Consider the following 25,323-nt stretch of genomic DNA (forward strand, 5'->3'; position numbering starts at 1 on the left):
CAGCTCTCTGCGGTCTATGCGAACGATGACGAGCGCATAAAGAAGATTGAAGCTGATCGTTGGGACGACGACCAAGTCCATGGCAGCAATGTCAGGTGCGTGATTTTGCAGAAAGGTGCGCCATCCCTGGCTTGGCGGTCTGCGTCGCTTGACCATGTACTTAGCGACGGAGGACTGAGCGACTTCAAACCCAAGCTTGAGCAGTTCACCGTGGATGCGCGGCGCGCCCCAGAGCGGGTTCTCAATGCTCATCTTCTTGATCAACGCACGGAGGTCCGACTCGATCTTCGGCCGCCCTCCCCGCGAACCGGACTTCCAACGCCAATAGCAGCGAAAGCCAGCCCGATGCCAACGCACCAGCGTCTCGGGGCGGATAACTGTAAGAGCCTGCAGAACAGACGGAAATAACCGGTACAGCTGGACAAGAAACCAGCGGTCGCCATTGGTGAGCCGCACCTGGGCTAGCACCTTACGCCGCAAAATGATCAGCTGATGCCTGAGAACCGCATTCTCGGCTTCAAGCCGACGCCTCGACTTGAATGGCGCGGCGAAGAGCGCCAGAACGAAGCAGAGCAGTTCCAACATGGTGCCCTGACGTTAGGCGATTCCTTCAACTAGACAAACCGGATGAGGTTTTCGGTACACACAGGTGAAGAAAACCGGAATTTGCTTTTGGTGCGCGCAAGAAATCAATTTTTTGCAGGATTCGACCACGCGATCCAGGTCGCCACTCAGAGGGCAAGTAGGATCGGTAAATCCTAGTTGCAGGTCGATCACGATAACGGCCGGCTTCTTGCCGAACCCTATTCGGCCTCCTAATCCATGCTCTTGATAAAACTTTCGATCTCTTTCAAAGGCGACTTTGCTCATACCTACCTCCACTTACTAGCGCCGACTCTGCGAGGCTACCAAGGGTCGCGACCACGAAAAGCATCTCGCCCTGATCTCAATGCCGCCTTCACAGACCGAGCAGTACGAGTGCTGTGCAGGCAACGTGCTCGGATTGCCAAGCGCCAGTGGCAGGAACAGACGATAGGATTCCACGCGGCCCTTCACGACCGCGTTTCGTTTGAGCGAGAGGCCGCATAGGGTCAAGAGCGCACCCTGCACCGCGGATCACGGATATGGGCTCTTATTCCCGAAAGCGGTAGACCAGCGCGGGGTCGGAATCTGCAAGACGCGGGAATAGAGAAGGCGCTTTATGACAGATATCTGGGCTGCGAAAGCACAGCCGAACTGCTGTTGTCCGGGGATGAACGTCGGCCTCACTCACCGCTTCACCGGCACGCGTGCCTTCTCCTCAGTCTTGCGGCGCTTTGCCCTCTTCGATAACAAATTCAGCGCTTCGATGAAGGCTGAGAACAGCATCGCCGCATAGACGTAGCCCTTGGGCACCTTCGCACCGAAGCCTTCGGCGATGAGAGTCATTCCGATCATCAAAAGAAATCCCAGGGCCAGCATGACCACGCTGGGGTTCGCGTTTATGAAATTCGCAAGCGGTCCAGCAGCGAGCAGCATCACTGCCACCGTTACCACAACGGCGATGACCATGATGGCGATATGATCGGTCATGCCCACGGCAGTGATGATGCTGTCGATCGAGAACACGGCGTCCAGGAGGAGGATCTGTCCAATTGCTGCGGCGAAGCTCATACTCGCCCTACTGGAGAACATGTCGGGCCCGGGGTCAGGATCGACGTTGTGATGGATCTCCCTGGTCGCCTTCCACACGAGGAAGAGCCCGCCTGCAATTAGAATGATGTCGCGCCACGAAAGCCCAAGCCCGAAAGCGGTAAAGACCGGCTCTGTTAGCTGGACGATTACGAACACCAGGCTCAAGAAGACCAATCTAAGTACCAGTGCTGCACCTATGCCCACCAACCGAGCTTTAGGGCGCTGATGTTCCGGGAGCTTATTCGTCAGGATCGAAATGAAGATGAGATTGTCAATCCCAAGCACGATCTCCATTACGATAAGCGTTGCAAGCGCAACTAGATTGGCGGGGTCCGAGAAAATCGCGACAAGATCGAACATTAGACGTCTCTTCTCTTCGGCGGCTTGCGCGGGATTGCCGTCAGCTGCCAGCTTCAGCCGGCGGTAAGTACCAAGTTGGCTAACGCGCGTCTACGCGCTGCCAACTTACGGTCTTGCCTTTCTGAGCTACCCCATCCAGCGGGGAAGCTCCTACCGCGCTATTGCCGGGGTCTATGGGCCTTCATCGGAGCTTTCTTTTGTCGCGGTTGACGTCGAAGAAGGTCTGGCCGAGGCTGTCTCTAGAAAGGGGACATCATGACTACGCCACGCAACGTTGACACGGTTCAGGTGACGCCCACCCCCAGGGGGCCGAACAAGGACATGACGGTAAACTTCGTCTGTGGCGACGAGCACTTCACGTTCCAGCTTTCGGAATACGTCGCCTCACAGCTTTTGGAAAAACTCCAGGGGGCAGGTCCACGCCCCGTTTCCCCGGTGACCAAGCTGAGCTGACACCGGCAGCCGTGTTTGCTTGCCTTGTTGTCCGAGATACCTGCCGCGACCAGGCTTAAGAAAGCCCGTTGTCCTCTCTCCGATCCTTTGAATTCGAGTTTGGTTTCTCCACCTGGGCCATGGCCACCATGTTCATCGCTGTCAGGAAAGCTGCTCCACTGCCGATGACCGAAGCGATGGCCAACCCACGCAATGCTGCCCTGAGCTTTTCTCTCCGCCCCGGTTGCTCCAGCTTGATGGTTCGATTGATGTAGGCCAAAAACGCGCTTAGCAAAGCGAAGATTGACCCAACGCTGAAGAACAACATAGCTGCAGCAATCTTTCCGTCCACGGTCGCTGCAGATGCCTGCACCACGACCGCGAGTAGGATGAATGCGCCTGCACCGTTCAGAAGAACGAGGAGCGATAAGGCCCGGCTGGCGAAACGATTGCGCTCGCGCTCGATTAAAGCGCGGTCGACCACCGGCTCGTTGGCCTGCGTAGCGTTTGATTGAACCATGGCCATCCTTAGATGAGCAAATTACTAGACGGTCCTAGCGGTAACGATCAGCCGCGAGCAGGCAAGCAACTCCAAGAATCAGCGCGACTGGCGGTCGGTCACGTCCGTCGCGTCAGCAAGCGTCAATCGACAAGGCCCTTTTGGGCCAAGGCGCTGCGCCAAAGAGGTGGTTCACCCTGCATTCGCTGTACGGTGGTGCGGGTGTCGAGCTCTCGTAGAGCTTTACGAGCCTCGTTGGCATCCTTGGTGGTCATGGGCTCACGTGTCGATAACGGCAGGTCTAGCCAGCCCGAATAGTAGGGCTCCTCATCATCTCTCGTCTCTGTTGCGCTTACCATTCGAACGGTCTCCAAAGCTGCTTGCATTGCTCTGGATACACTCCGCCTCCCTTGGTTAACGAAGCCTTAGGGTGATATCGTCGTCTTGCGGGGGAGCCAAAGAGGGAGGCTCCCAATGTCACGTCGCTTTCCGCCCTGTCCTTTCCGAAAATCAGATCCGGACGTATTGATGGTGTAGTCCAGCCAAGATCGGAATGCCGACAATGGCGCCAGATCGTTGGGTCATTAGCTGACGTCGGCGGCCAGATCTGGGATGTCCGCTTTACCCCTAGAGCCGACATCCTGAGCGCCGAAATCGATGTCCGCTAAGGTCCAGAAGCAGACATGCTCACGGCTCCGACATAGGTCATCAGCACATCAGCGCCGCTCCAGGCCGCAGATTACGGCCTGTTTCCGGCATTCTGCCCATGATGAACCCTTGTTCGGTATAGGGGCTTCGAGCCCCCGCAACCAACCTAGGCCGATCGCCTCAGCGTCCACTTGGTACGTTCTTGAGCAAATCCAGCCCCCGCAACCACCTTTACCGAACGGGCCATCCTCTCATTGAGGACGGGCTCATTCTTTTTGCCTTTTCCCAAGCCGATCTTGATCATCTGGGCAATCTCGCCGACGATCTCCACTTCGAAACCGCCCTCGACGGGCGCGACGACGATGCTTTCGAGGAGGCTACGCAGGATTTGAATGGCCTCATCCCGGATTTCAGGGTCTTCGAGTGCCTCCTGCAACTGCTCAACTTTTCTTCGACCTAAAAGTCCAACTTCGGAAGACTTCACTCATGATCGAGCGCAAAGGCCCTGGGGACAAATCCAGACTACCCCCCTGGTGGCTCCCCTCTTTCACCGGGCTCTTTCTAGGCTTTACTTTTTTCGTCCTGACTTTCACGCCTTCATTAGTGCCGCGCCCTCCGATTTTTCAGGGTCTCGTCGGCGGCTTGGCCTTCTTCATCGGTTACGCCATCGGCCATGGCGGCTTGGTGCTGTGGCGTTATCTTGAACTGCCGGAAGTGCCACGGCCCTGGTGGCAAGCGGCAAATATCGTGCTTGCACTGGCCTGCGCGATTGCCGCCGCCGTCTACATTCCGCAAGCTGCCACCTGGCAGGACGAAGTCCGCGCCCGCATGAGCATGCCGCCGGCAGAGCCCGCCAACCTGCTGCTGGTGATCCTGATCGCGGGGGTCGTTGCGGTTCTGTTGATGCTGATCGGACGTCTATTGATTGTCGGGTTCCGCGCAGCATCGGCAATTGTCTACCGCTGGGTGCCAAGAAGGATCGCCGCGCTGCTCGGGGCTGTGGTCTTCGCTGTGCTGTTGGTGACCTTAGTGAACGGCACGTTGGTCAGCGCCACGATCAGCGCGATCGACCGCGCCCAGGCGCTGACGGATGTCACCAATCCGCCTGGCGCATCCGTGCCGGCCGAAGAGACGCGATCGGGTGGTCCCGGCTCTCAAATCGCGTGGCAAGATCTTGGCCGCGCCGGCAAGCGTTTCGTGACGGAGGGACCGAGAGGGGCTGAGATTGAGGCGTTCACCGGCCGCCCGGCGCTTGAGCCGATCCGGGTCTACGCAGGACTACGCACGGCTGACTCACCCGAGGAGCAGGCGGAAGCGGCACTCGACGATCTGATCCGCATGGGCGCATTCTCGCGCTCGATCTTGGTGATCGCCACGCCAACGGGCACCGGCTGGGTCGACAACAACGGCATCGCGCCGCTGGAAGTTATGCAGGGTGGCGACGTCGCGACCGTTGCCGTTCAGTATTCCTATCTGCAGAGCCCGTTGTCATTGATCCTTGAACCCGGCCGCTCGCAAAAATCCGCTGCCGCCGTATTCAGGGTTATTTATCGCTACTGGAAGAGCCTGCCGGAGGACAAGCGGCCGAAGCTCTATCTTTTCGGCCTCAGTCTCGGCTCGCTCGGATCGGAGGACTCACCCCCGATACACGCCTGGCTCGGGGCCTCGTTCGACGGTGCCGTCTGGGCAGGACCGCCCTTTCGCAACCGCATCTGGCGCGCGATCCAGCGCGACCGGGACGAAAAATCGCCACCTTGGCGGCCGGTCTTCGAGGATGGTTCAAACTTTCGCGTAATCGGTAACGGCGACAGCGCCACCGAATCCCGCGACGATTGGGGGCAGGTGCGGATCGTCTATATCGTCCATCCCAGCGATGCGATCGTCTTCTTCGAAGAGAGCATGTTCTACCGGCAGCCCCAATGGATGATCCCTCCCCGCGGTGAGGATGTCTCTCCCCTGCTGCAATGGTTCCCGATCGTCACCGCGTTGCAAGTGGGGATCGACATGATGCTTGCCGCGGCCGTGCCGCCGGGACACGGACACAACTACGCGGTGGCGGACTATATCGAGGCATGGACGGCAGTTACTGCCCCCCACGACTGGAACGACGAAGACGCAGAGCAGCTCGCCATGGAACTCGATACCGAAGCGGCCATGCACAGTGGATCCTGGTAACGGCCCGACTCATCTCTGCCGCGAAAATCTCTGATCACTTTGGGGTCAAGCGGCGCGCCAATTCGCGATAGGTCAACGCGTGATCGAAATGCCCAGTTTGCAGGAAGATCATCGCCTGCGCGATAACCAGCGGATTGTTCATCATCAAGGTGTGGGTGACCGGAAGGACGACGTGATCAGCCATCCCTTCGACCTTTGTGCTTTTGACCGAAACAGCCCCGTCGTCCTCGCCGGGGATCATGGCGGAGAACACCGGGTTCAGCGATCGGTCTCCGGCGATCACGCCGAGGTCGAAATCGACTGGGCCGAACCGCGCCGGGCCGCCCTCCTCGTCGGTGCCGAGTTGCTGGCCGGCGGGGCCAGTGATGAAGCGGTAAAGGGCGAGATCGGCCATCGCGTCGACCAGTTCGGAGCCTTGATTTGGAGGCGCCAACATGACGACACGCCCGAGGTTGCCCCTATCGTTCATGCCGATCCAGCCGCGTACAAGGATTCCGCCGAGAGAATGGGTGATGAAGTTCACGGTCCGGTCGTCGCAAGCAGCGACCGCATCGGCCAGGTAGCCGACGAGTTTGTCGATGGTCGCGCTGCGTGAGGGATAGTCGAGATTCACGACCTGATAGCCCGCCGCGGAAAGCAGCCGCTCCATCAGAAAAAGCGACCCATCCCCGCGGTTGAGACCGTGGACCAGGACCACACACTCATTCTCGACCGGCGGGATGCGGTCCGACAGGCCTTGTGTCCACGCAACACCTGGGGTCAGGAGTACAAAGCAAAGCAAGAGTATCGTGCGCATGACCTGGCCTCCGGGTCTTGGGCGCGACGCGCCTGAGCGCGTCGGCCACATTTTGATGCGATCGGATCGCTGTGTTTGGTCTGCGTTCCTACCACCGATATGTCGTCATTCCAGCGCAGCAAATGTCCGCTTTGGGTCATTCAGCGACATAGGAATTCAGCAATCTCGCCTTGCATGGTCCGCTTTGGTCGGAAAGCGGACGTAGGACAAGCCTCTAGAGCAAGCTCGCGCAAGGGTGCTCCTCCCAACAGAGAAGGTGGAGCCCAAATGGACACGCATGTTCACAGTGAACCTGACAGCCCAGTCTTTACACCTTGGAACAAGGGCAAGCTCACCGGAGCCAAGCCGCCTCTTCGCCCTAAACATGTCTGGGCGGTGAGAACCCGGCTCCAACTATTGAAACGTTTCAGGGACCTCGCGCTGTTTAACCTGGCCATCGATAGCAAACTACGTGGATGTGACGTCGTTGCCCTGAGGATCGCTGACGTAGCACCCAATGGTTATGCCGTCGATCGAGCCTCCGTTCGCCAGAGAAAAACAAGAAGGCCCGTTCGCTTTGAGATCACGGAGCAAACCCGCCAGGCGATTGACGACCATCTCGCGCAACGGAGTGACGCTCTTAGTCCATATCTCTTCCCTGGACGCGGCCCGGCAGGCCATCTGACTACGCGGCAATACGCAAGACTGTTGGCGGGGTGGCTCACAATGATCGGCCTTGATGCATGCTTCTATGGCACGCATTCCCTCCGCAGGACCAAGGCAACGCTGATCTACAAGAAGACGGGAAATCTTCGAGCCGTTCAGCTTCTGCTGGGCCACACAAAGATCGAGAGCAAAGTTCGTTATCTCGGAATCGAGGTTGACGACGCGCTCGCCGTAGCCGAGCAGATCGACGTCTGAAAAGTGAGGCAGAGCAGACATGCTCTGCCTCAAGACCTACGTCCGCTAAGTGCCACTAACAGACATCTGGTTCCAACTCGATCTCCGAAAACCCAATCTGTGCCTCTTTGACGAAACGCCTTGTCAAATCGTAGCGCTTGCGCCCGTCGCGGCCCTCGATCCCCGTGTGCACGTCAACCCCTGCCGGCCGCACTGTACGGATGGCCTGGCGTACGTTCCCGGCGTTCAGGCCGCCGGCAAGGATGAGAGGTCTGGCTGATGACGCCACTAGCCTCCGGCTGATCTCCCAATCGTGAACTCTTCCGGTCGCGCCAGAGGCCCCCGTCACAGGATCAAATGTGTCGGTGATGAACGAGTCTACGCTCGCTTCATAGCACCGAACCTCGTCGATCAAAGTGCCCATGTTGCTGCCGCGAACAATAAGGCTCTTGACGATCTTTAGTTGTGGATCCTCTTGCTTCAAAAGTTGAATTTGTTCGAGGTCCGTCTCGCCGTGGAGCTGAACCATATTGACCGATAAGGTTCGACAAAGCTCGAGTATGGCTCCCGCTCTGTTCAAATAGGTAATTAAAAAGAACGTCGCCTGGCTTCCGAGTTCAGAGACGATCGCCGCTGCGGCATCCGTTGTCAGATCCTCCTTGTGACAGTCGAGGACAAGGGGAAATCCCAGATATCTGACACCGCACTCGATCAATAGCCTCGCCTCGGCGATATCGATCACACCAGCAACATGAATGGACCCTGAGGCCATTATCCATAGTCTCTCAACATAGACGCCAATAGCGCTAAGGCACTTTTGAGGAAACGTGACAATATGGGGACAACGGAGACCATCCGGGGATAAATCCGACAAGTAAAGTTCGCCCATCGGGGTTCACATAGGAGCGGGGATGCAGGAGTACGATGCAATTGTCGTTGGTGCCGGCCACAACGGATTGACCTGCGCCTGCTATCTCGCGCGCGCTGGGCTGCGGGCACTTGTCCTCGATCAATATCATACGGTCGGCGGCATGGCGAGACCGAGGAGCTAACGCTACCCGGCTTCCGATCGGACGTGCACGCATTTGGCTTTCAATTCGCCAACCTGTCCCCCGTCCCGGCCGAGTTGGGATTGGCGGACTTTGGCCTCGAGCTGATTCGCCCCAAAGTCAATTACTCTCACGTGTTTCCCGGCGGCGGACACATTTCGATGCACCGTGATCTGGAGGATACCGTTACCAGCATCGGCCAGTACTCGAAATCCGACGCGGAAACGTGGCGCCGACTTGCAGGCGATTTCGTTGAAGCGAAGGACGACATCGCACGCTGGATGAACTCTCCGCCTACCCCGCTCGCGGACGAAGTCGACAATTTGGTGCTCCGCCCCGGCGGGATGGATGAGTATCGCGCCGGACTGCAGAGCGTTCGCTCTTGGAGCGAGGAACACTTCGAGCGTGAGGAGACGCGCTTATTTATCGGAGCGTGGGCCTGTCATGTCGGTCTTTCGCCGGACGACGTCGGCGGTGGCCATATGGCTTGGCTGTTCGCATCGCTCCTTCAGGATCTAGGCAACCGAGCGGTGAAGGGTGGAATGCATCATTTACCGCTGGCGCTCGCGGGCTATCTCCGATCTCAAGGTGGCGAGATTCGCACCGACGCCCGCGTCGCCAAGATCCAAGTCGAGAACGGCCGGGCAACCGGGGTGCGGCTGACCAGTGGTGATGACATCCATCTCACGCCCCGGGGCGTCATTGCCTCAAGTGTCGACCCGCGCCAACTCATCGTCGACTTTCTGGGCGAGGAGCACGTCGGCCGCAATCTTGTCGCCAAGATGCGGCGTTACGAATGGGGCGATGCATATATGGTCATCTATCTGGCGCTTGACGCCCCTGTAACATACGAGGCTATCGCTACTGCGGAGGCCGGTGGCTATGTTCACGCAACGCCGCCGTCGCTGGAGTACTTGTCGCGCATCTACACGGAATGCCGGAGCGGACAATTGCCCGCTCATCCTTTCGTTGTGATGATGAATGACTCGACGATCGATCCGAGCAGAGCGCCAGCGGGCAAGGCCGTCATGAAGCTCCTCGTGCACAACGTGCCCTACGCGGTTTGCGGTGACGCAACAGGCAAGATTGATGGCCGCAATTGGAGTGATGTGAAGGAGCCTTACGCCGACTATCTTATCGACTATCTCACGAAAACATATGCACCGGATTTGAAGAGCAAGATTCTCAAGCGCGTCGTGCATTCGCCTGTCGACATCGAGCGGCTGATGGTGAGCGCCGTGCATGGCACGGTAACCCATGGCGCGATGCTGCCCTATCAGACCGGCTCCATGCGGCCACTGCCGGAGCTCGCGCAGTATCGTGCGCCGATCCCGAACGTCTACTTATGTGGTTCGGGCAGTCATCCAGGCCCGGGCATCACCATGGCGCCAGGCCGCAACGCCGCGCAGGTCATGCTGAGAGACTTGTCTGCTTAGGGTCAGAAGCGGACATCGGAGCAAGCAACAGGAATGTCCGCTTACCCCCTAAATGCCGACATTCCTCGGGGTCGGCCTCATGCCTGCAGGTGCCTCCGCTGGCATTGTCGAACCACTGGGCTGAAACCGGGACGTTGAACCGCGGACACGGCCAGAGTCCTAGTACAAGCCCATCACTGCTCCACAGCGAATTTCCCCATAATAGGTGAAGGCTCGATCCAGAGCCTGAGACAAAGCATCGACCTGGTCGTCATACTTTGAGGCCGGGAACGCCATGAGTTCCCGGCGAAACTCATCTAACCAGGGGGCTCTACAGGGAAGATGCACACAACCCGCTTCGATCCGGGCTGTGTGAGGGTACATGCGCATAACCTTGTCCGTGGTTGGTTTTACCCCGATGGCGTGAATGCCCTCTCCCCTGAGATCTTGGATCAGGCTCATGCCGGAACCCTTGTCCTCGATGAGCAGGGCGTAGCTGCCGGCGACATGGCGCCAGCGACCATGGAGTTCGAGGATCTTGCGTCGGAGATCCGGATAGTCGAGCCGTTCACGGACAACGTCCAAGATATACGCGGTTTCCCCTCGAACCTGCACGATGACGCAGGCCGAATAGTCGGCAAGTTCGCCTGCGCTCATCGCGGTATCCCAGCTGACAATCAGTTTGTCACCGGCCTCCCAGGTCGGAGGTTCGTCATAGGACATGAACCAAGACCAATTGATCATGTTTCCGCTGGCCGGGACCGGTTGCTGTTGGTACTGCGCGGAGAAATCCATGGAACCCATGGAGCGCCTGAGTTCGTTCAAGGCTGATTGCGGCTCCCGCTCTGGATGCAACACATCGCCGGGCCTACGGTGATGGAAACAACTAGGCCCGACCTGCACGACTTCTTCCGTTTCGGCGATGGCGGGCAGGTTCAGCACCGTCCATCCACCCTGCTCCAACAAATGTCCGACCAGGTCATCGACATGCAGACGTTGCATCACGACGACGATTGCGTCATCTGCCTTGCTGTCCAGGCGTGGCAAGAGCGTGTTGGCATACCACTGTTTCAGGCTTTCTCGAGCCGAGTCTGAATGAGCATCCTGGGGTTTAATTGGGTCGTCGATGATAATCAGATTCCCACCCCGTCCAGTTAGCGTGCCGCCGACTGACGTGGCGTACCGAAAGCCCCGTGCCGTGGTCATGACTTCCAGCTCTGTGTCCTTGGCCGCACTAATCCGCGCCCCCCTGAACAGGCGCAAGTAAAACGGGGATCGCATCACGGCCCGAAAGTCGTTGGCATGCTTGCGCGCCAGCACCTCGGAGTAGCTCACACAGATGATACGCTTCGTGGGATTGTGCCCCAGCGCGAACGCCGGGAGCGCAACCGAGGCGCAGATCGACTTAAGACCCCGCGGAGGCACGGTGATGATCAGACGCTTGATCTCGCCATTAAGAACCCGGGTGAGCGCATATGCGATCGCCTCAATGTGCCAGTTAGGCTGGAACGCAGTGCCACCCGCCACAATCGGAAAGGTCTTTTGTACAAAGGAATACAGGTCTGAGCGTAGAACCGCATCGAGAACGTCACAGCGTGAGCCGATGTGCATCGTGGTCATGCCTTCTCCTCCGGCTCGGCTTCGGGCACGGTTCCGACAACTTCCGCTTCAGTAGACGGCCCTTCTCCATCGAGCGTGTTAGACATGCCCTGGAGGCGCTCGATGAACGTCGCCAGGATGGCCTCGTCTTCGGCACTTATGGATTGTGTAGAGGACGGCTCCGGCTCCTCGTCCAAGAGACCGGTGGGGCGTACAAGTTGAAGAAAGGCAGCAAAATACTTGGGATCGCCTTGGAGAGCGTTGTTGACGCACCTTCGGACGATCGCCACCATTATGGGTACCTTGCGCGTCCGATCTCCTTCTCGAATGGTGACCTTTTCATCCAGTGTCGATCTGATCAGGGTTCTGAGATTGGGCAGTCCGCGTGGGCGCCCTCTTGGGTTGCCGGAACGCCCAGGCTTGAACCGTGTGTGCTTCGGCGGCTTGCCGTAGCCAATCTCGTAGGCCGCGTCTTTATCCCCGGCGGGACGAGATGGCGGTGGAGGGTTGCGTTTCATGCGGGCCTCCCTTGTCTACGTTCGGATTTGCTAGCGACCGGCTGCGCAACGTTACGCTCGCCTGCGAGCTCCTCGAAGGTCTGGCCCGATGCCGCGTGAACCGCATCACGCTTGGTGAATACCTGCCACCGCCTAATGGCAACATCCACGTAGTTCGGATCAAGTTCGATCGTATAGGCGCGGCGCCCTACCCGTTCGGCCGCCAAGATCGTGGTGCCGGCACCCGCGAAGGTATCGAGAACGATGTCACCGCGACGGGTGCAGTCCTTCATCGCGTCGGCCACCATGGCGACCGGCTTCGCCGTGGGATCAGCCTTAAGCTCGTCCATTCGACCGGCCCGGAAGGTGTTCACGCCGGCGTAGCGCCAGACATTCGAGCGTGACCGTCCGTGCCGGCCGAGTTCGACGTTGTTGAGGTGCCGAGCCTTGCCAACACGGAAGACGCCGATCAGTTCGTGCTGGCTTCGGTAGAAGCCACCCTGACCAGCGTTGGTTTTGACCCAGATGACAAGGTTCAGCATCTCGTCATAGACCTCGTGGCCGGCGGCGATCAGTTCGCCGATATGGCGCCAGTCCATGCACACGAAATGGACCGCCCCGTCGCGGGAGACGCGGGCGGCGGTGCCTAACCCCTCCTTGAGAAAGGCGGTGAAGTCGGCGGTCGACATTTCGCCTGAGGCCATGGCGAACTCGCCATGCTTGATCCGTCCACGACCGACGATGCTCTTGATCCGGACGTTGTAAGGCGGATCGAGAAAGGCCATCGCCGCACGTTCCCGGCCCATGAGAAGATCGAGATGGCCGCTGTTGCGCGCGTCGCCACAGAGGAGCCTATGGTTGCCGAGTTGCCAAAGGTCTCCCTCCCTACTGACTACTTGAGAAGATCGCCAGGCGCTGTCCATGTCGTCCGCCGGGTCCGAGCTGTTCTCCTCGAAGTCACTAAGGATTTGGTCGATTTCGACGGGCTCGAAGCCGGTGATCGAAATGTCTAGGTCCTCTTCGATGAGGAATTCGGCCAGTTCGGGTAGCTCCACGGCAAGCAGTTCGCGGTTCCAGCCCGCGTTCTCGGCAATCTTATTGTCGGCCAGAAGCAGTGCGCGCTTTCTTGTTTCGCTCAGTCCGTCGAGCGTGATCGCGGGCACCTCCTCACGAGCGAGCAGCTTGGCGGCCTCAAGACGACCGTGGCCAGCGATGATCATCCCCGCGTCGTCAATCAAGAGAGGATTTGTGAAGCCGTAGGCCAGTATGCTGTCCGCGATCTGACGGATCTGCTTCTTCGAGTGAGTCCGCGCGTCTTCGGGTTGGGCTTGAGCGTGTCGACGGACACCAGTCGGATCTGTGGCATGAGAATCTCCATCTGCGCTCAAGCTGGTGGCGCAAAAAAAGCGCGACCGCGCCGAGCGGTTGAACAATCAAATTTTTGAGAAACTCAGGCTTTGACTACGGGTAACCAGTCGCACCGCGGACCCGGTTTCCACTTCCGTCGCCATCGGCGACGAAGAGCCGTCCAGACGTAGGCACCGCCTCACGACTGTCTTGGCGGGCTCCGCCCGCCGGCCTGATGAAAGATTCGGACGACCTCGAGAAGCACCGCTCTCCTAAGGCTGGGAGGACACCGTCCAAACCCAAAACTCCGAATCAATCTGAGCAAAAGAAGATTCTGAGTCGAGCCGTGACGTCAAGCTCCTATAACCGGCGTTGGCCATAAGCAGGTTTGCGCCTTGAACTTTCCCTCAACCGCTCCCCCTGCCCTCCGTCTTCCTGTGCGGGTCCTCGGCTGATTTCACTAAGCCGTTCAGCCAAGTCCTCGACATCAATATCGGAGGCTACAGCCGAGCTCCGGGCAAACCCCAGGCAGAGCCTATCCTAGGCCTTGTCGCCAATTCCACTGGACTTCCCTGTTGAAGAGAGCGTGCATACTGTCAATGCCACGACGGGCATTCACCTCCATTACCTCCCTCCCCTGGCCTCTCGGCGGGGCCTTGGGCGGTGGGAGCACCGGCATCGGGCCGATGCGCCATGATGGAGGCACGCATGCCTAAGACCAAATCGCCCATGCCCAAACTCACCGAGACGCAGCTCACCGCGCGCCCCAGTCGCAAGCCTAAGAAAGCGTCGTCGAGTGCTTCTACGCGGCGGCCCGGTTCCGCGCAGAGCAAACAGGATCTGGTGATCCAGATGTTGCGGCGGCAGTCAGGCGTCACCATTGACGACGTTGTCGCCAAGACCGGCTGGCAGACCCATTCCGTGCGCGGGTTCTTCAGCGGGCTAGTGCGCAAGAAGCTCAACCTGCCCCTCGTCTCCGAAGTGGGCAAGGACGGCATGCGCCGCTACCACATCGCCTCAGTCGCGTCGTCGAAGGCGTGACTACCATGGCGCGGCCCTTAGCCCGTCGCCCGCGCCCCAGACGGCGCGGGCGCTCCTCCGCCATATCAGAGCGAGAGGGCATAATGGGGAATGCGGAACCAGCGCAACTGCCTGCCCCGGAATGCACCAGCCTCGATGAGGTCCGTCATGAATGGCGGCGCTTTTATCATTGCAATCCACCAAGGGTCAGCCGCGATCTTTTGATGCGCGGGATAGCCTATCGGCGCCAGGAGCTGAAGCACGGTGGGCTCGGTAAGACGACCCGCCGCAAGCTCAAGACACTGGCAAAGATGTTCCGGACCACGGGCCGAGTAGCTCCAGATCCCGGCCTCGCTTTGAAGCCGGGTGCTCGGCTCGTGCGCGAATGGCATGGCCGCACGCATACCGTCACGGTGACGGAGGATGGCTTCGAATACGCCGGGACGAGCTACTCGTCCCTCACAAAAGTCGCCAAGAAGATCACGGGAGCCCATTGGTCGGGTCCCCGCTTCTTCGGTCTCGTGCGAGCCGGTACAAACTCTGAGAAGGGGACCGACGATGGCTAAGCCGCAAGAGCCGGTGCGTAGCCCCTCAAGACGGCTGCGTTGCGCCATCTACACCCGCAAATCCTCGGACGAGGGTCTGGACCAGGCGTTCAACTCGCTCGATGCACAGCGCGAAGCCTGCGCTGCCTTCGTGCTCTCGCAGAAGCACGAAGGGTGGTCGGTCTTGCCGACCTTGTATGACGACGGTGGCTATTCCGGCGGGACGCTGGACCGCCCTGCCCTTCAAAAGCTTCTCGCCGACATCGCAGATAGAAGAGTCGATGTGGTTGTCGTCTATAAAATCGACCGTTTGACACGCTCGCTGTTCGACTTCGCCAAAATCGTGGAGGTTTTCGAGGCGCGCGGCGTCTCGTTCGTCTCCATCACGCAGCAGTTCAACACCACCACGAGCATGGGGCGGCTGACCCTCAACGTCCTTCTCTCCTTTGCGCAGTTTGAACGGGAGGTGGCCGGCGAACGGATTCGCGACAAGATCGCCGCCTCGAAGAAGAAGGGCATGTGGATGGGTGGCCTGCCGCCGCTCGGCTACAATGTCCGGGACCGGAAGCTCGCCGTCAACGAGGAAGAGGCGCAGACCGTCCTCCACATCTATGGACGGTATGCCGAACTCCGGTCGGTACGGGCCCTTAAGGCGGAACTCGATGCTGCGGGAATCCGGAGCAAACGCCGCACCTTCGCAGACGGAACTGTTTATGGCGGTCACAAGCTCTCCCGCGGTGCCCTCTATCTCATGCTGCAGAACCGCATCTATCGCGGCGACATAACCCACAAAGGCGACGCCTATCCGGGGGAACATAAGGCCATCGTGGACCAAGCCCTGTGGGACAAGGTTCAGGCTGTGCTCGCCAAGAACCGGGTCGATCGGACGACAGGCGCCGATGCAAAGTATCCGAGTCTCCTCGCCGGATTGGCCTTCGACGACAGCGGCGAACGGTTGACACCCACGCACGCCGTCAAGCGGGGCACGCGCTATCGGTACTACGTCTCGAAGTCACTCATCACGGAGGCTGCCAAGGACCATTCGCAGGGGCGGCGGATCCCTGCCGGCAATCTGGAGACTCTGGTCATTGACAGACTCCGCGCCTTCCTTGCCGATGAAGGAGCGGTGCTGACTGTTATCACCGATTTGGAGCCGAATGGAGCCCAGCAAAAGCGGCTGATCGCGCGCGGCCGTCAGATCTCCGAAGAACTCCCCACGGTCGCCCCCGACATGCTCCGATCCATCCTCATGACGCTCGTCAACCGAGTCGACATTAGAACCGAGCATGTCGAGATCAGAGTGTATCGGCAGCGGCTTCACAACCTGCTCCAGGCACAGTCGATAGAGCCGCCTTTGTCTGCGCCGGCTCCCGCGGGCACTGGCGACATCTTGAAACTCAAGGTCAAAGCACGACTCCAGCGCGTCGGCCGCGAGATGAAGCTCATCGTGCACAACGCCGCCGACCAAGCGGTAGCCGATCCAGGTTTGCTCCGGATCGTTGCTCGCGCGCACGACTTTCAGCAGCGGTTGATGCAGAACACCGATCTGACCGTGCCCGCCATAGCCAACCAGGAGCGGCTTACCATCGGCTATCTGTCTCGGCTGCTGCGTCTTCCTTCGCTGGCACCCGATATCGTCACGGCCATCATCAACGGCAAGCACCCGCCTGAGCTCAGCGCGAAGCGGTTGACGCGACTGGCCCTGAAACTCCCCACCGACTGGGCCGAACAGCGGAAGCTGCTCGGGTTTCAGCGGCAATAGTGCGAGTTTTGCGCACGTTGCTGCGCGATGCTGTCTGATGCACTCGTACGAAAATGTTGACCCCCAAATGCCCCCCGAGAGACTTCCGCGTCGGCAGCGGCCCCTGTTCCGCGCAAAGACGTCTCTGCCGCTCGCTTGGCGTGGCGAGGGTGGGCAAATGCGCCGGAAACGGCCCGAAAAAGCTAGGGTCCGTGAAATACGGTTTTTCGTTCTATAACAATGACTTAGACTGGCTGGGGCGCCAGGATTCGAACCTGGGATCACGGGATCAAAACCCGGTGCCTTACCGCTTGGCTACGCCCCAATATCGCGAGCATCTAATATAAAGAGAGAGCCGCCTGCCTCACTATACATATGGCGAGCGGCTGCCCTCCTACCAGTATCGGGGCCGCGGAGCAACGCCGCGCGCGCCGCCAGAAGCCCCTCACCCAGCCCTCATCCCTGATCCGGCCCAGGCGTAGCATGGGAAATCGCCTGCTCCACGGACTTGGCATAGCGCACCAGCGGCTTCTTCAGCCCAACCTGCAACAGCTCGCGGCGCACGGCCGGCGTGGCGCCGGCGAGGTAGACCATAGCGCCTGCCTTGGCGAGCTTTTCGGCGAATCGCAGCAGCGTCTTGGCCGCTGTGCTGTCGACCATCGGCACCTCGGAGAAATCGAGCACGAGCACGCGGGGGCGCTCCCCGATTCGCTCGAGGACCCCGCTGACGGCGGCGACCGCGCCAAAGAAAAACGCGCCGCTGATGCGGTAGACGACCACGTCCCGGCCGGCCGCCTCCGCCGGGTCGTAGGCGGTGCGGCCCGCATAGTCGTCGGCCTGGTCCTCGGCGATCAGGGGCGCCTCGCCCGCGACCTCGACGCTCTCGGCCATGCGGTGAAGGAAGATGAAGGCGCCGAGCACCACGCCCACGCCGATGCCGGTGGTGAGATCGACGAACACGGTGAGCAGGAACGTGGCGAGCAGGATGATGCGGTCGCCGCCCGACGCCCGCAGCAGAGCGATGAAGTCGTCGCGCTCGGCCATGTTCCAGGCGACGACCGCGAGCACCGCGCCTAGAGCCGCGAGCGGGATGTAGCCGGCAAGGGGCGCCGCCACCAGCATGAACAGGAGGAGATAGCCGGCATGCAGGATGCCTGAGACCGGCCCCTTGGCGCCGGCGCGGACATTGGTGGCGGTGCGGGCGATGGTGCCGGTCACCGGAATGCCGCCGAACACGGTCGCGCCGACATTGGCCACGCCTTGCGCCACGAGCTCGCAATTGGAGCGGTGCCGGCGGCCGGACATGCCGTCGGCGACCACGGCAGACAATAGCGACTCGATGGCGCCGAGCAGCGCAATGGTCACCGCGTCGGGGAGCACCGCTTGCAGCTTGGCCAGGCTGAAGGGCGGCAGCGACGGATCGGGGAGGCTGCGCGGCCAGCGCGCCGAGCGCGACGAGATGGTGGCGACGTCCAGATTGAGAGCCCAGGCGAGGCCGCCGGCGGCAATCACCGCCAGCAGAAAGCCCGGCCAGGTCGGCCGCCAGCGACGCAAGCCGACGATGATGGCGAGCGCCACGGCGCCGATCGCCAAGGCTTGCGCATTGACCGTGGCGCGTGCGGCCCACAGGGCCTCGAGCTTGGGCACGAAGGCCGCGGGCTCGCTTGTGAGGTCGAGGCCGAGCAGCTCTTTCAGCTGGCTGGCGAAGATGATGACGGCGATGCCGGCGGTGAAGCCGACCGTCACCGGAAAGGGAATGTATTTGATGTAGGTGCCGAGCCGGAAGAATCCGGCGGCGATGAGAATCAGTCCCGCCACCAGCGTGGCGAGCACCAGCCCGTCATAGCCGTGCCGCTCGACGATTGCCGCGATGATGACGATGAAGGCGCCGGCCGGGCCGCCGATCTGGAAGCGGCTGCCGCCGAGCGCGGAGACGAGAAAGCCGCCGACGATGGCCGTGAACAGCCCCCGTTCGGGCCCCACGCCGGAGGCGATGGCGATGGCCATGGACAGCGGCAGCGCGACGATGGCGACGGTCAGACCGGCGATGGCGTCGGCGCGGAAATCGCCCAGACCGTAGCCTTCGCGCAGCACCGTGAAGAGCTTCGGCGTGTAAAGCTCGGCAAAACTCGGGCCGTGCCGTGGTTTGGACCTCAACGAGGCCTCCCTCGATCGTGGGGACACATCTGAAACGTCAAAGAGACCAGGCACGCGGGCTCCCGGGGGCGCGGGCATGAGCCGCGGCGGGCGTCCGTGGTGGCGACAAGACGAAGCCTGGCGGATTGACCTCGGGAAATACAGGCTCGGGCAAATTGCCACAATGCGCCCTAGTGGCGCGGGGTTTCCGGCGCCCCGCCCGCTTCTCCCCGCGCCTCTTCACAGGCTTTCTTGCGGGCCAGCACCTTGCTTGCGGGCTGGCGGCTTGCCGTCTATATACGTCCGTCTTCAGCCAAGCGGAGTGTGGCGCAGCCTGGTAGCGCACCTCGTTCGGGACGAGGGGGTCGCAGGTTCAAATCCTGCCACTCCGACCACCATCTCGCATGGCGGTGCTCGGCTGGGGAGCGCGCGCGAAGCCCCCGCAAAACGCGGCAAAATGCGGCGTTTGCCCCGTCCCGGCAGACATATTTTGCGCAAAAAGCCATGGGATTTTAACGCTGCCAATCCGGTAGCGCTGCTGCCCGCCCGCCGCTCCGCTATGATGCCGCGCGGGTTCACCAGAAGACCAACAACACTTCGAGACCATGTCGGCGGAGCTTGCATTCAATCGTAGCGTGGACGTCGACTACGGCGTCGCCGAGGAGGTCGCGCCCGACGTCCGGCGCATCGTCGCCAACAATCCGGGCCCTTACACCTTTCTCGGCACCAACACCTATATCGTCGGCTCCGGCGAGGTCGCGGTGATCGATCCGGGCCCCGGCGACGCGGCCCATCTTTCGGCCATCGCCGAGGCGACCCGCGGCGAGCGCGTCACCCACATCCTCATCACCCACAGCCACCGCGATCATTGCGACGGCGCGGTGCCGTTGCAGGCAATGCTCGGCGGCGAGATCGTTGCCTTCGGGCCGACGGGCAAGCCGCGCGGCGCGGCGCGCGGGCGTCGGGCGACAGCTTCGTCAATTCAAGCTTTCACGCCGGACCGCCCGGTCGAGGATGGCGACACCATCAAGGGCCGCGGCTTCGCGCTGGATGTGCTGCATATGCCGGGACATGCGCCGGATCATCTGTGCTTCGCCCATGTGGGCAAGCGCACGGTGTTCACCGGCGACCATGTGATGGGCTGGAACACCACGGTGATCGCGCCGCCGGAAGGCAACATGGCCGACTTCATCGCCTCGCTCGAACGGCTGATGCAGCGTCACGACAAGACGTTCCTGCCAGGCCATGGCGGACGGATTCAGACGCCGCAGCGCGTGGTGCGCGCCTACATGACCCATCGCAAATGGCGGGAGCAGACCATCCTCGCCTGTCTCGACGAGGGCATCAGCACGATCCCGCGCATCGTGGCCAAGCTCTATGGCGGGCTCGACGCCGATCTGAAGGAGGCGGCCGCGCTGTCGGTGCTCGCCCATCTCGAGCATCTGATCGCCCGCGACATGGTGGCGGCCGAAGGCGCTCACGACCGGCTTAGCGCCTTTTACGTGCGCCCCGCTTCCGATTCTTCTTCTTGATCTCTTTGGCCGGCGCGGCGATGGGCTCCTCCTCCTCTTTGGGGGCCGCCTGCTCCAGCACCGTCTTCTCGCCCTTCTCGAGCGCCGCCGTCACCTCGGCATAGAGCGCCCGGATGCGATCGGCATTGGCGCCGAAATCGTGCATGCCGTAGCGCGAGGCCGAGCGGACATCGATCAGCGTGTGCGCGTCATCGCCCTTCACCCTGACGATCACGTCGTCGGTGAAGCCCATGATCATGCTCCGGTCGGTCGCCTCGATGCGGCCGATGCCGCTCTCGCCCGGGGTCTCGTTGACGACGACGGTCCAGCCGAGCCGCCCGACCGCCTCGTTGACCAGGACGAACACTTCCGGCGCCGAGCGCTCGAGGAACATGGGACCGATATCGCCATAGGCCTCGGCCTGGAGCTTCGCCTTCTCGGCGTCCGGGTTGGTCAGGGGATTGCATCCTTGGGCCGCTCGCCCGCCAGCACGGTGAATTGGAGCGGATCGGCCGGCGTCGTCTGCACGTCGGTGAGCGCGGGCAGCATCACGGCCTTCGCCAGAAAATAGACCGGCAGGGCCAGCCCCATCAGGCTGAGCACGATGGCGCCGAAATCCTGCGCCGCGCCGGTTTGACCGCCGAACCAAATGCGAATGAGCGAGCCCACGGCGATGAGCAGAGCGATCAGCATGCCCACCATGGAGACGCCGATCAGATTGATGGCGGCCGGCGTGCCGAGCCCGAAGAAGCGGTGCAGGACGACGGTCAGGACAAGCAGCTGGAGGAAGAACAGCGCCATGCGCCGCGCCCATTTGGCCTCGCGCGCCTCGCGCACCTCGTAGCGCGCGGTCGAATACCGGTCCATGGAGTAGCTCGCCGTCACGTCAGCCGATCCTCATGCTGCAATCCGTCTTCGACACCAGTCTAATCGCTAAACGTAAGCCGTGGCAGGTTTGTGATCGGCCGGATCACACATGCTGGCCGCCATTGATATGGAGCTCCGCGCCGTTGATGTAGCTCGATTGGTCGGTGCAGAGGAAATAGATGACCTTGGCCACCTCCTCCGGCAGCCCGATGCGGCGCATGGGGATGTCGGCGACAAGCGCCTCGGTGCCGGGCGACAGGATGGCGGTGTCGATCTCGCCGGGCGAGATGGCGTTCACCCGGATGCCGAGAGGGGCGAAGTCGGCGGCCATCTCGCGGGTGAGCGCGGCGAGTGCTGCTTTCGAGGTCGCGTAGGCGGAGCCGGCAAAGGGATGGACGCGCCCGCCGGCGATCGAGCTCACATTGACCACGGCGCCGGACGCGCCTCGGCTCATCGAGCCGCGGGCGAGCATGATGGCGGCGAAGAAATTGACCTGGAACACGGCGCTCCAGTCCTCGATGCGCGTGTCGAGGGAAGAGAGCCGGCTGCCGCCCTGCCCTTTCGGCGAGATGGCGGCGTTGTTGACCAGCGCATTCAGCCTGGAGCCTTGCGCCGTCAGACGGTCCTTGATCTCGGCGACGGCCTCGATGGTGCTGTCCGGATCGGCGAGATCGACCTGGATGTGATCCTCAGGCCCGGCTTCCCACGGGCAGTCCTCCGGAAAGGGCTGGCGCGAGCAGGAGATCACCCGCCAGCCGGCCGACGAGAAGCGCTTCACCGTGGCATGGCCGATGCCGCGCGAGGCGCCGGTCAGCACCAGGGTCTTCCGCTCTTCGTTGGGCATGAGGGTCATGGCGGCGAAGACTAAGGACTCACGCGGCTCACGGATAGAGGCGCGTCTTGGTCCATGCGCCTTCGGGGCCGGCGCGGCGGAAGACGATTCGGTCGTGCAGGCGGTAGGCGCCGCTTTGCCAAAACTCGATCTCGAGCGGCCTCACGCGGTAGCCGTGCCAATAGTCGGGCCGCAACACATCGCCGCCGGCGAATTTTTCCGTCAGGCGCCGGACGCCCTCTTCCAGCGCGGCGCGGCTCTCGAGCGGCCGTGATTGGCTCGACGCCCAGGCGCCGATCCGGCTTTCGCGGTGGCGCGTGGCGAAATAGGTATCCGCCTCGGCCTCGGTGACAGGCTCGATGGGACCGCGAACGCGAATCTGGCGCCCCAGGCTCTTCCAATAGAACAGGAGCGCCGCTTGCGGATTGGCGGCGAGCTCCAGACCCTTGGCGCTGCCGCAATTGGTATAGAAGACGAAACCGCGGCTATCGGCGCCCTTCAAGAGAATCATCCGCACATTCGGCAGGCCGTCGGCGTCGGCGGTGGCGACCGCCATGGCCTCCGGATCGGCGGGCTCGGACTTTTCCGCCTCTCCCAGCCATTGCCGGAACAGGGCAAAGGGCTCCTCGGCGGCGGTGAAATCCGCGGTTTTCTGTGTCTGACCGTCCATCTCAATCGTCTCGCTCGAACTCGAAGAAAAAAAATCCCGTCCGGATACGGGCATTTACGTTTTGCTCACTCTGATAGGCCACCATGAGGTCAGTTGATAGTGGGCGTGGGGGAATACAGTATCCGCGTCAGAGTTTGGGGACGAGTTGTTATGCGTACGTTCCATTGGAACGCCCCTATCATTGGGGTGGGTGCTCTAGTGTTGTCAGTATTGTTGCCCACCCCATCTCCTCTCATGGCCGAGGAGAGCGGGGCAGAGGAAGTCGCGGCGGTGACCACCGGTCATGAGCCGCAAGGCCTCAATGCACTAAAATCCAGCCTCGAGCAAAGCGACCGCGCTGTCGCGCTTCAGGCGTTGCAGATGGCCCTCACCGAGCTCGGCGACGGGGTGACGCTGGTGTGGCGCCGGCCGGCCAGCAAGCTCGCGGGGCGAATCAAGCCGGTATCGGCCTTCCGCGACGATCAGGGGCGCATTTGCCGTCACGTGCTCTATTCGCTCGCGCTGGGCACTTACGAGAAGAAGATCGAGGGCGTCGCCTGCCGTGAAGAAAACGGCCACTGGGCGATCGCGGGCTAAAGGGGTTCCCATGTCCGGATCCGAGACGACGAGGGTTGCGGCTTCTCTCTCCAAGGAGAGCAAGGACCGCGACCTCCAGGGGCGAAGCCTGCGTTTCACGCCGCTGCGCAGCCACGTTCTGCGGGCGCGGGCGCTGACCCAGGACGCCCGCAGCGAAACGGCGCTGTCGCGGCTGATTCCGATGCCGCGCCTCGAGACCTGAGACTTAAGTCTTAGCGCCCGCGCCGATCCGTCCCGGTTTTCCGGGGCGAAAGTCCTTCCGGCCCGCCTCCCCAGCCATGTATAAAGCCCCGAATTCAGGCTCGAAGGAGGGGTAATGGGCGAGCGCGGAAATCTCATGGCAGGCAAGCGCGGGATCGTGTTTGGCGTTGCCAACAACCGCTCCATCGCTTGGGGTATCACCAAAGCCATCACCGAGCAGGGCGGCGAGGTGGCGCTCACCTATCAGGGCGAGGCGCTGAAGAAGCGGGTCGAGCCGCTCGCCAAGGAGATCGGCTCGAAGCTCATTTTGCCATGCGACGTGACCGACAAGGCTTCCGTCGATGCGGTGTTCGACGCGCTTAAAAATGAATGGGGCACGATCGACTTTCTCGTGCATGCGGTCGCCTTCTCCGACAAGGAGCAGCTGGACGGGCGCTATGTGGACACGACGGAAGAAAACTTCGTCCAGACGCTGCTGATCTCCTGCTACTCGTTCACCGCGCTCGCCAAGCGGGCCGAGGCGCTGATGCCGAATGGCGGGTCGCTGCTGACGCTGACCTATTACGGAGCCGAGAAGGTCATGCCCCATTACAACGTAATGGGCGTGGCCAAGGCGGCGCTCGAAACGAGCGTGCAATATATGGCGATGGATCTCGGCAAGGCAGGCATCCGGGTCAACGCCATCTCCGCCGGCCCCATCAAGACGCTGGCCGCGAGCGGCATCGCCGACTTCCGCTATATCCTCAAATGGAACGAGCTCAACTCGCCACTGCGGCGCACGGTGACCATCGAGGATGTCGGCGGCGGCGGGCTCTATCTCCTGTCGGACCTGTCGCAAGGGGTCACCGGCGAGGTCCTGCATATCGATGCGGGCTACCACGTGGTCGGCATGAAGGCCGAGGACGCGCCGGACATCTCCGTGGTGAAGGAATAGCGGGACGCGAGACCAAGTCCCGCGCCCCTTCTTGTCGCTAGCCGACGCGGAACACGGCACCGGCGACCGAACGCGGCTGCTCACGGACGCGGCCGTCGTCATTGCCCGATTTCACGATCCACTGCCCGTCCTTCGTGCGGCCGGTGATCATGCCCACATGATGCGACCACACCACCACGGCGCCGACACGCGGTCCGCCGGCGGGGCGTCCCCACTTGGCCCAGTTGCGCGCCAGGTTCAGCTCGGGCCCACCGCCCTTCTGAGTGCGCATCCACCAGCCGCACCAGCGCGCCGGACGCGGGCCGACATTGAAGTGGGCGGGCTTGGCGGCTTTTGCCGACTTCTGCGAGGACCCCTCCGCAAAGGGAGACGGGAAGGCTTGCGCCGGGACCGGGGCGAGCGCACTCGCCAGAACCAGAACAGTGAACATCATGAAAAACGCCGCGCAGTACGGCATCGGCTACTCCATTACTGATTTCAGGGGGGTTGAAGACCGGCGAAGACTCGGCCGGCCCGCGCCTTGGCGCGTGCGCGCAAGCTACGGAAAAATAAGACGAAAACCCGCCCCGCAAGGGGCCGCCACACGTCGGGAACAGGGCCCGGTGGCGACCGGAGAGGATTCAACCGGCAAAATGCCCGGAACAGAAGGCGCGAGCCCCATGGCGCGCCTGCGACCGCACGCCGCCACAGGGACGCCATGTCGCAGCACCGAGGGCACCACTTTATCCCCGCCTGCCAAACCTCGCTTACAATGTGATCACCTCGTCCAATGAAGGGGCGCGCTCTAGAGGCGTCTTGATCGCGGGACGGGGGACGGCGCCCGAGGACGGCGTGCGGACAGATGGGCTCATCGCGGACGGACATTCCCGCCCGGCCCGGACCCCGCCGCCAGGAAGACGCGTTCCGGCCTCGGGGGTCCC

27 protein-coding genes, 2 tRNA genes and 1 pseudogene are annotated in these 25,323 nt (G+C 61.6%); 13 read left to right on the forward strand and 17 right to left on the reverse strand.

Annotated features, from left to right (window positions below):
• From AUC69_RS04505 to AUC69_RS04510, 3 genes and pseudogenes are all read right to left on the reverse strand, one after another.
• Positions 1-585: pseudogene (locus AUC69_RS04505) on the reverse strand (hypothetical protein); the annotation flags it as partial.
• A 12-nt stretch (positions 586-597) separates the two neighbouring features.
• Complete coding sequence (locus AUC69_RS16030) at positions 598-870, reverse strand: isochorismatase family protein (protein ID WP_083239088.1); 273 nt, start codon at positions 868-870, stop codon at positions 598-600.
• A 399-nt stretch (positions 871-1,269) separates the two neighbouring features.
• The gene (locus AUC69_RS04510) at positions 1,270-2,034 is read right to left on the reverse strand and encodes a TerC family protein (protein WP_069441101.1); all 765 of its coding nucleotides are present in this window, start codon (positions 2,032-2,034) and stop codon (positions 1,270-1,272) included.
• A gap of 255 nt (positions 2,035-2,289) precedes the next feature.
• Here AUC69_RS04510 and AUC69_RS17855 point away from each other — a divergent pair, with 255 nt between their 5' ends.
• Positions 2,290-2,487 (forward strand): hypothetical protein, encoded by a 198-nt coding sequence (locus AUC69_RS17855; RefSeq protein ID WP_069441102.1) that lies wholly within the window; start codon positions 2,290-2,292, stop codon positions 2,485-2,487.
• A 55-nt stretch (positions 2,488-2,542) separates the two neighbouring features.
• On the opposite strand, the gene AUC69_RS04520 is transcribed toward AUC69_RS17855, so the two are convergent.
• Positions 2,543-2,986, reverse strand: coding sequence for a hypothetical protein (locus tag AUC69_RS04520; protein ID WP_141700584.1), 444 nt, complete (start codon positions 2,984-2,986; stop codon positions 2,543-2,545).
• A 793-nt stretch (positions 2,987-3,779) separates the two neighbouring features.
• A complete protein-coding gene (locus AUC69_RS16900) occupies positions 3,780-4,049 on the reverse strand; it encodes a hypothetical protein (RefSeq protein WP_141700585.1) in 270 nt (89 codons plus the stop codon).
• A gap of 50 nt (positions 4,050-4,099) precedes the next feature.
• Here AUC69_RS16900 and AUC69_RS04530 point away from each other — a divergent pair, with 50 nt between their 5' ends.
• Complete coding sequence (locus tag AUC69_RS04530) at positions 4,100-5,788, forward strand: alpha/beta hydrolase (RefSeq protein WP_069441105.1); 1,689 nt, start codon at positions 4,100-4,102, stop codon at positions 5,786-5,788.
• A 34-nt stretch (positions 5,789-5,822) separates the two neighbouring features.
• On the opposite strand, the gene AUC69_RS04535 is transcribed toward AUC69_RS04530, so the two are convergent.
• Positions 5,823-6,584: an alpha/beta fold hydrolase gene (locus AUC69_RS04535; protein WP_069441106.1), complete on the reverse strand. Its 762-nt coding sequence runs from the start codon at positions 6,582-6,584 to the stop codon at positions 5,823-5,825.
• 267 nt (positions 6,585-6,851) lie between these two features.
• On the opposite strand from AUC69_RS04535, the gene AUC69_RS04540 reads away from it, so the two are divergent.
• Positions 6,852-7,484 carry a tyrosine-type recombinase/integrase gene (locus AUC69_RS04540; RefSeq protein WP_069441107.1) on the forward strand — a complete coding sequence of 211 codons (633 nt, stop codon included), beginning with the start codon at positions 6,852-6,854 and terminating at the stop codon, positions 7,482-7,484.
• A gap of 55 nt (positions 7,485-7,539) precedes the next feature.
• On the opposite strand, the gene AUC69_RS04545 is transcribed toward AUC69_RS04540, so the two are convergent.
• Entirely contained in the window at positions 7,540-8,205 is a 666-nt protein-coding gene (locus AUC69_RS04545; RefSeq protein WP_204377262.1) for a phosphoribosylanthranilate isomerase, read from the reverse strand.
• Between the two features lie 169 nt (positions 8,206-8,374).
• Between AUC69_RS04545 and AUC69_RS16035 the strand changes: the two genes are divergently transcribed.
• Together AUC69_RS16035 and AUC69_RS04550 are read left to right on the forward strand one after the other, a co-directional pair.
• Positions 8,375-8,515, forward strand: coding sequence for an FAD-dependent oxidoreductase (locus tag AUC69_RS16035; protein ID WP_083239089.1), 141 nt, complete (start codon positions 8,375-8,377; stop codon positions 8,513-8,515).
• Between the two features lie 23 nt (positions 8,516-8,538).
• A complete protein-coding gene (locus AUC69_RS04550) occupies positions 8,539-9,948 on the forward strand; it encodes a phytoene desaturase family protein (protein WP_244500088.1) in 1,410 nt (469 codons plus the stop codon).
• 159 nt (positions 9,949-10,107) lie between these two features.
• On the opposite strand, the gene terL is transcribed toward AUC69_RS04550, so the two are convergent.
• From terL to AUC69_RS04565, 3 genes are read right to left on the reverse strand one after another with little or no spacing between them, the layout of a single operon-like run.
• Positions 10,108-11,547 carry a phage terminase large subunit gene (gene terL / locus AUC69_RS04555; protein ID WP_069441110.1) on the reverse strand — a complete coding sequence of 480 codons (1,440 nt, stop codon included), beginning with the start codon at positions 11,545-11,547 and terminating at the stop codon, positions 10,108-10,110.
• Positions 11,544-12,044 (reverse strand): DUF5681 domain-containing protein, encoded by a 501-nt coding sequence (locus AUC69_RS16905; protein ID WP_141700586.1) that lies wholly within the window; start codon positions 12,042-12,044, stop codon positions 11,544-11,546. The genes terL and AUC69_RS16905 overlap by 4 nt, the downstream gene beginning before the upstream one ends.
• The gene (locus AUC69_RS04565; RefSeq protein ID WP_083239090.1) at positions 12,041-13,456 is read right to left on the reverse strand and encodes a site-specific DNA-methyltransferase; all 1,416 of its coding nucleotides are present in this window, start codon (positions 13,454-13,456) and stop codon (positions 12,041-12,043) included. The genes AUC69_RS16905 and AUC69_RS04565 overlap by 4 nt, the downstream gene beginning before the upstream one ends.
• A 622-nt stretch (positions 13,457-14,078) precedes the next feature.
• On the opposite strand from AUC69_RS04565, the gene AUC69_RS16040 reads away from it, so the two are divergent.
• From AUC69_RS16040 to AUC69_RS04580, 3 genes are all read left to right on the forward strand, one after another.
• Entirely contained in the window at positions 14,079-14,411 is a 333-nt protein-coding gene (locus AUC69_RS16040; protein ID WP_244500089.1) for a DUF3489 domain-containing protein, read from the forward strand.
• Positions 14,412-14,494: 83 nt separating this feature from the next.
• Positions 14,495-14,956, forward strand: coding sequence for a DUF2924 domain-containing protein (locus AUC69_RS04575; RefSeq protein WP_069441112.1), 462 nt, complete (start codon positions 14,495-14,497; stop codon positions 14,954-14,956).
• Complete coding sequence (locus tag AUC69_RS04580; RefSeq protein WP_069441113.1) at positions 14,949-16,697, forward strand: recombinase family protein; 1,749 nt, start codon at positions 14,949-14,951, stop codon at positions 16,695-16,697. Before AUC69_RS04575 ends, AUC69_RS04580 begins: the two co-directional genes overlap by 8 nt.
• A 230-nt stretch (positions 16,698-16,927) precedes the next feature.
• Here AUC69_RS04580 and AUC69_RS04585 read toward each other — a convergent pair.
• Positions 16,928-17,001, reverse strand: a tRNA-Gln gene (locus tag AUC69_RS04585).
• Positions 17,002-17,132: 131 nt separating this feature from the next.
• Positions 17,133-18,833: a SulP family inorganic anion transporter gene (locus AUC69_RS04590; protein ID WP_244500090.1), complete on the reverse strand. Its 1,701-nt coding sequence runs from the start codon at positions 18,831-18,833 to the stop codon at positions 17,133-17,135.
• A gap of 297 nt (positions 18,834-19,130) precedes the next feature.
• Here AUC69_RS04590 and AUC69_RS04595 point away from each other — a divergent pair.
• Positions 19,131-19,207, forward strand: a tRNA-Pro gene (locus AUC69_RS04595).
• A 240-nt stretch (positions 19,208-19,447) separates the two neighbouring features.
• On the forward strand, positions 19,448-20,344 hold the full coding sequence (locus tag AUC69_RS04600) for an MBL fold metallo-hydrolase (protein WP_244500091.1): 897 nt from the start codon (positions 19,448-19,450) through the stop codon (positions 20,342-20,344).
• On the opposite strand, the gene AUC69_RS18280 is transcribed toward AUC69_RS04600, so the two are convergent.
• From AUC69_RS18280 to pdxH, 4 genes are all read right to left on the reverse strand, one after another.
• The gene (locus AUC69_RS18280; protein ID WP_280136617.1) at positions 20,301-20,822 is read right to left on the reverse strand and encodes a DUF1499 domain-containing protein; all 522 of its coding nucleotides are present in this window, start codon (positions 20,820-20,822) and stop codon (positions 20,301-20,303) included. The two genes, AUC69_RS04600 and AUC69_RS18280, sit on opposite strands and share 44 nt — an antisense overlap.
• Positions 20,777-21,208: a hypothetical protein gene (locus tag AUC69_RS18285; protein WP_069441117.1), complete on the reverse strand. Its 432-nt coding sequence runs from the start codon at positions 21,206-21,208 to the stop codon at positions 20,777-20,779. Before AUC69_RS18285 ends, AUC69_RS18280 begins: the two co-directional genes overlap by 46 nt.
• 85 nt (positions 21,209-21,293) lie before the next feature.
• Positions 21,294-22,043 (reverse strand): SDR family NAD(P)-dependent oxidoreductase, encoded by a 750-nt coding sequence (locus AUC69_RS04615; protein ID WP_069441118.1) that lies wholly within the window; start codon positions 22,041-22,043, stop codon positions 21,294-21,296.
• 28 nt (positions 22,044-22,071) lie between these two features.
• Complete coding sequence (gene pdxH / locus AUC69_RS04620) at positions 22,072-22,692, reverse strand: pyridoxamine 5'-phosphate oxidase (protein ID WP_069441119.1); 621 nt, start codon at positions 22,690-22,692, stop codon at positions 22,072-22,074.
• 270 nt (positions 22,693-22,962) lie between these two features.
• Here pdxH and AUC69_RS04625 point away from each other — a divergent pair, with 270 nt between their 5' ends.
• The 3 genes from AUC69_RS04625 (at position 22,963) to fabI (ending at position 24,403) form a co-directional block, all read left to right on the forward strand.
• A complete protein-coding gene (locus AUC69_RS04625) occupies positions 22,963-23,268 on the forward strand; it encodes an RT0821/Lpp0805 family surface protein (protein WP_158008012.1) in 306 nt (101 codons plus the stop codon).
• Between the two features lie 10 nt (positions 23,269-23,278).
• Positions 23,279-23,470: a hypothetical protein gene (locus AUC69_RS04630; protein WP_069441121.1), complete on the forward strand. Its 192-nt coding sequence runs from the start codon at positions 23,279-23,281 to the stop codon at positions 23,468-23,470.
• Positions 23,471-23,584: 114 nt separating this feature from the next.
• A complete protein-coding gene (gene fabI, locus AUC69_RS04635) occupies positions 23,585-24,403 on the forward strand; it encodes an enoyl-ACP reductase FabI (protein ID WP_069441122.1) in 819 nt (272 codons plus the stop codon).
• Between the two features lie 37 nt (positions 24,404-24,440).
• On the opposite strand, the gene AUC69_RS18290 is transcribed toward fabI, so the two are convergent.
• A complete protein-coding gene (locus AUC69_RS18290; protein WP_244500092.1) occupies positions 24,441-24,836 on the reverse strand; it encodes a C40 family peptidase in 396 nt (131 codons plus the stop codon).
• Positions 24,837-25,323 lie beyond the last annotated feature (487 nt).

It is taken from the genome of Methyloceanibacter superfactus, from assembly GCF_001723305.1.
Lineage (GTDB): Bacteria > Pseudomonadota > Alphaproteobacteria > Rhizobiales > Methyloligellaceae > Methyloceanibacter > Methyloceanibacter superfactus.

Coding starts and splice junctions, on each gene's coding strand:
- AUC69_RS16030 (WP_083239088.1), bottom strand. CDS start 870: ATGAGCAAAGTCGCCTTTGAAAGAGATCGAAAGTTTTATCAAGAGCAT.
- AUC69_RS04630 (WP_069441121.1), top strand. CDS start 23,279: ATGTCCGGATCCGAGACGACGAGGGTTGCGGCTTCTCTCTCCAAGGAG.
- AUC69_RS04540 (WP_069441107.1), top strand. CDS start 6,852: ATGGACACGCATGTTCACAGTGAACCTGACAGCCCAGTCTTTACACCT.
- AUC69_RS17855 (WP_069441102.1), top strand. CDS start 2,290: ATGACTACGCCACGCAACGTTGACACGGTTCAGGTGACGCCCACCCCC.
- AUC69_RS04535 (WP_069441106.1), bottom strand. CDS start 6,584: ATGCGCACGATACTCTTGCTTTGCTTTGTACTCCTGACCCCAGGTGTT.
- AUC69_RS04510 (WP_069441101.1), bottom strand. CDS start 2,034: ATGTTCGATCTTGTCGCGATTTTCTCGGACCCCGCCAATCTAGTTGCG.
- AUC69_RS04575 (WP_069441112.1), top strand. CDS start 14,495: ATGGGGAATGCGGAACCAGCGCAACTGCCTGCCCCGGAATGCACCAGC.
- AUC69_RS16035 (WP_083239089.1), top strand. CDS start 8,375: ATGCAGGAGTACGATGCAATTGTCGTTGGTGCCGGCCACAACGGATTG.
- fabI (WP_069441122.1), top strand. CDS start 23,585: ATGGGCGAGCGCGGAAATCTCATGGCAGGCAAGCGCGGGATCGTGTTT.
- AUC69_RS16905 (WP_141700586.1), bottom strand. CDS start 12,044: ATGAAACGCAACCCTCCACCGCCATCTCGTCCCGCCGGGGATAAAGAC.
- AUC69_RS04520 (WP_141700584.1), bottom strand. CDS start 2,986: ATGGTTCAATCAAACGCTACGCAGGCCAACGAGCCGGTGGTCGACCGC.
- AUC69_RS18290 (WP_244500092.1), bottom strand. CDS start 24,836: ATGATGTTCACTGTTCTGGTTCTGGCGAGTGCGCTCGCCCCGGTCCCG.
- terL (WP_069441110.1), bottom strand. CDS start 11,547: ATGACCACGATGCACATCGGCTCACGCTGTGACGTTCTCGATGCGGTT.
- AUC69_RS04580 (WP_069441113.1), top strand. CDS start 14,949: ATGGCTAAGCCGCAAGAGCCGGTGCGTAGCCCCTCAAGACGGCTGCGT.
- pdxH (WP_069441119.1), bottom strand. CDS start 22,692: ATGGACGGTCAGACACAGAAAACCGCGGATTTCACCGCCGCCGAGGAG.
- AUC69_RS04615 (WP_069441118.1), bottom strand. CDS start 22,043: ATGACCCTCATGCCCAACGAAGAGCGGAAGACCCTGGTGCTGACCGGC.
- AUC69_RS04530 (WP_069441105.1), top strand. CDS start 4,100: ATGATCGAGCGCAAAGGCCCTGGGGACAAATCCAGACTACCCCCCTGG.
- AUC69_RS16040 (WP_244500089.1), top strand. CDS start 14,079: ATGCCTAAGACCAAATCGCCCATGCCCAAACTCACCGAGACGCAGCTC.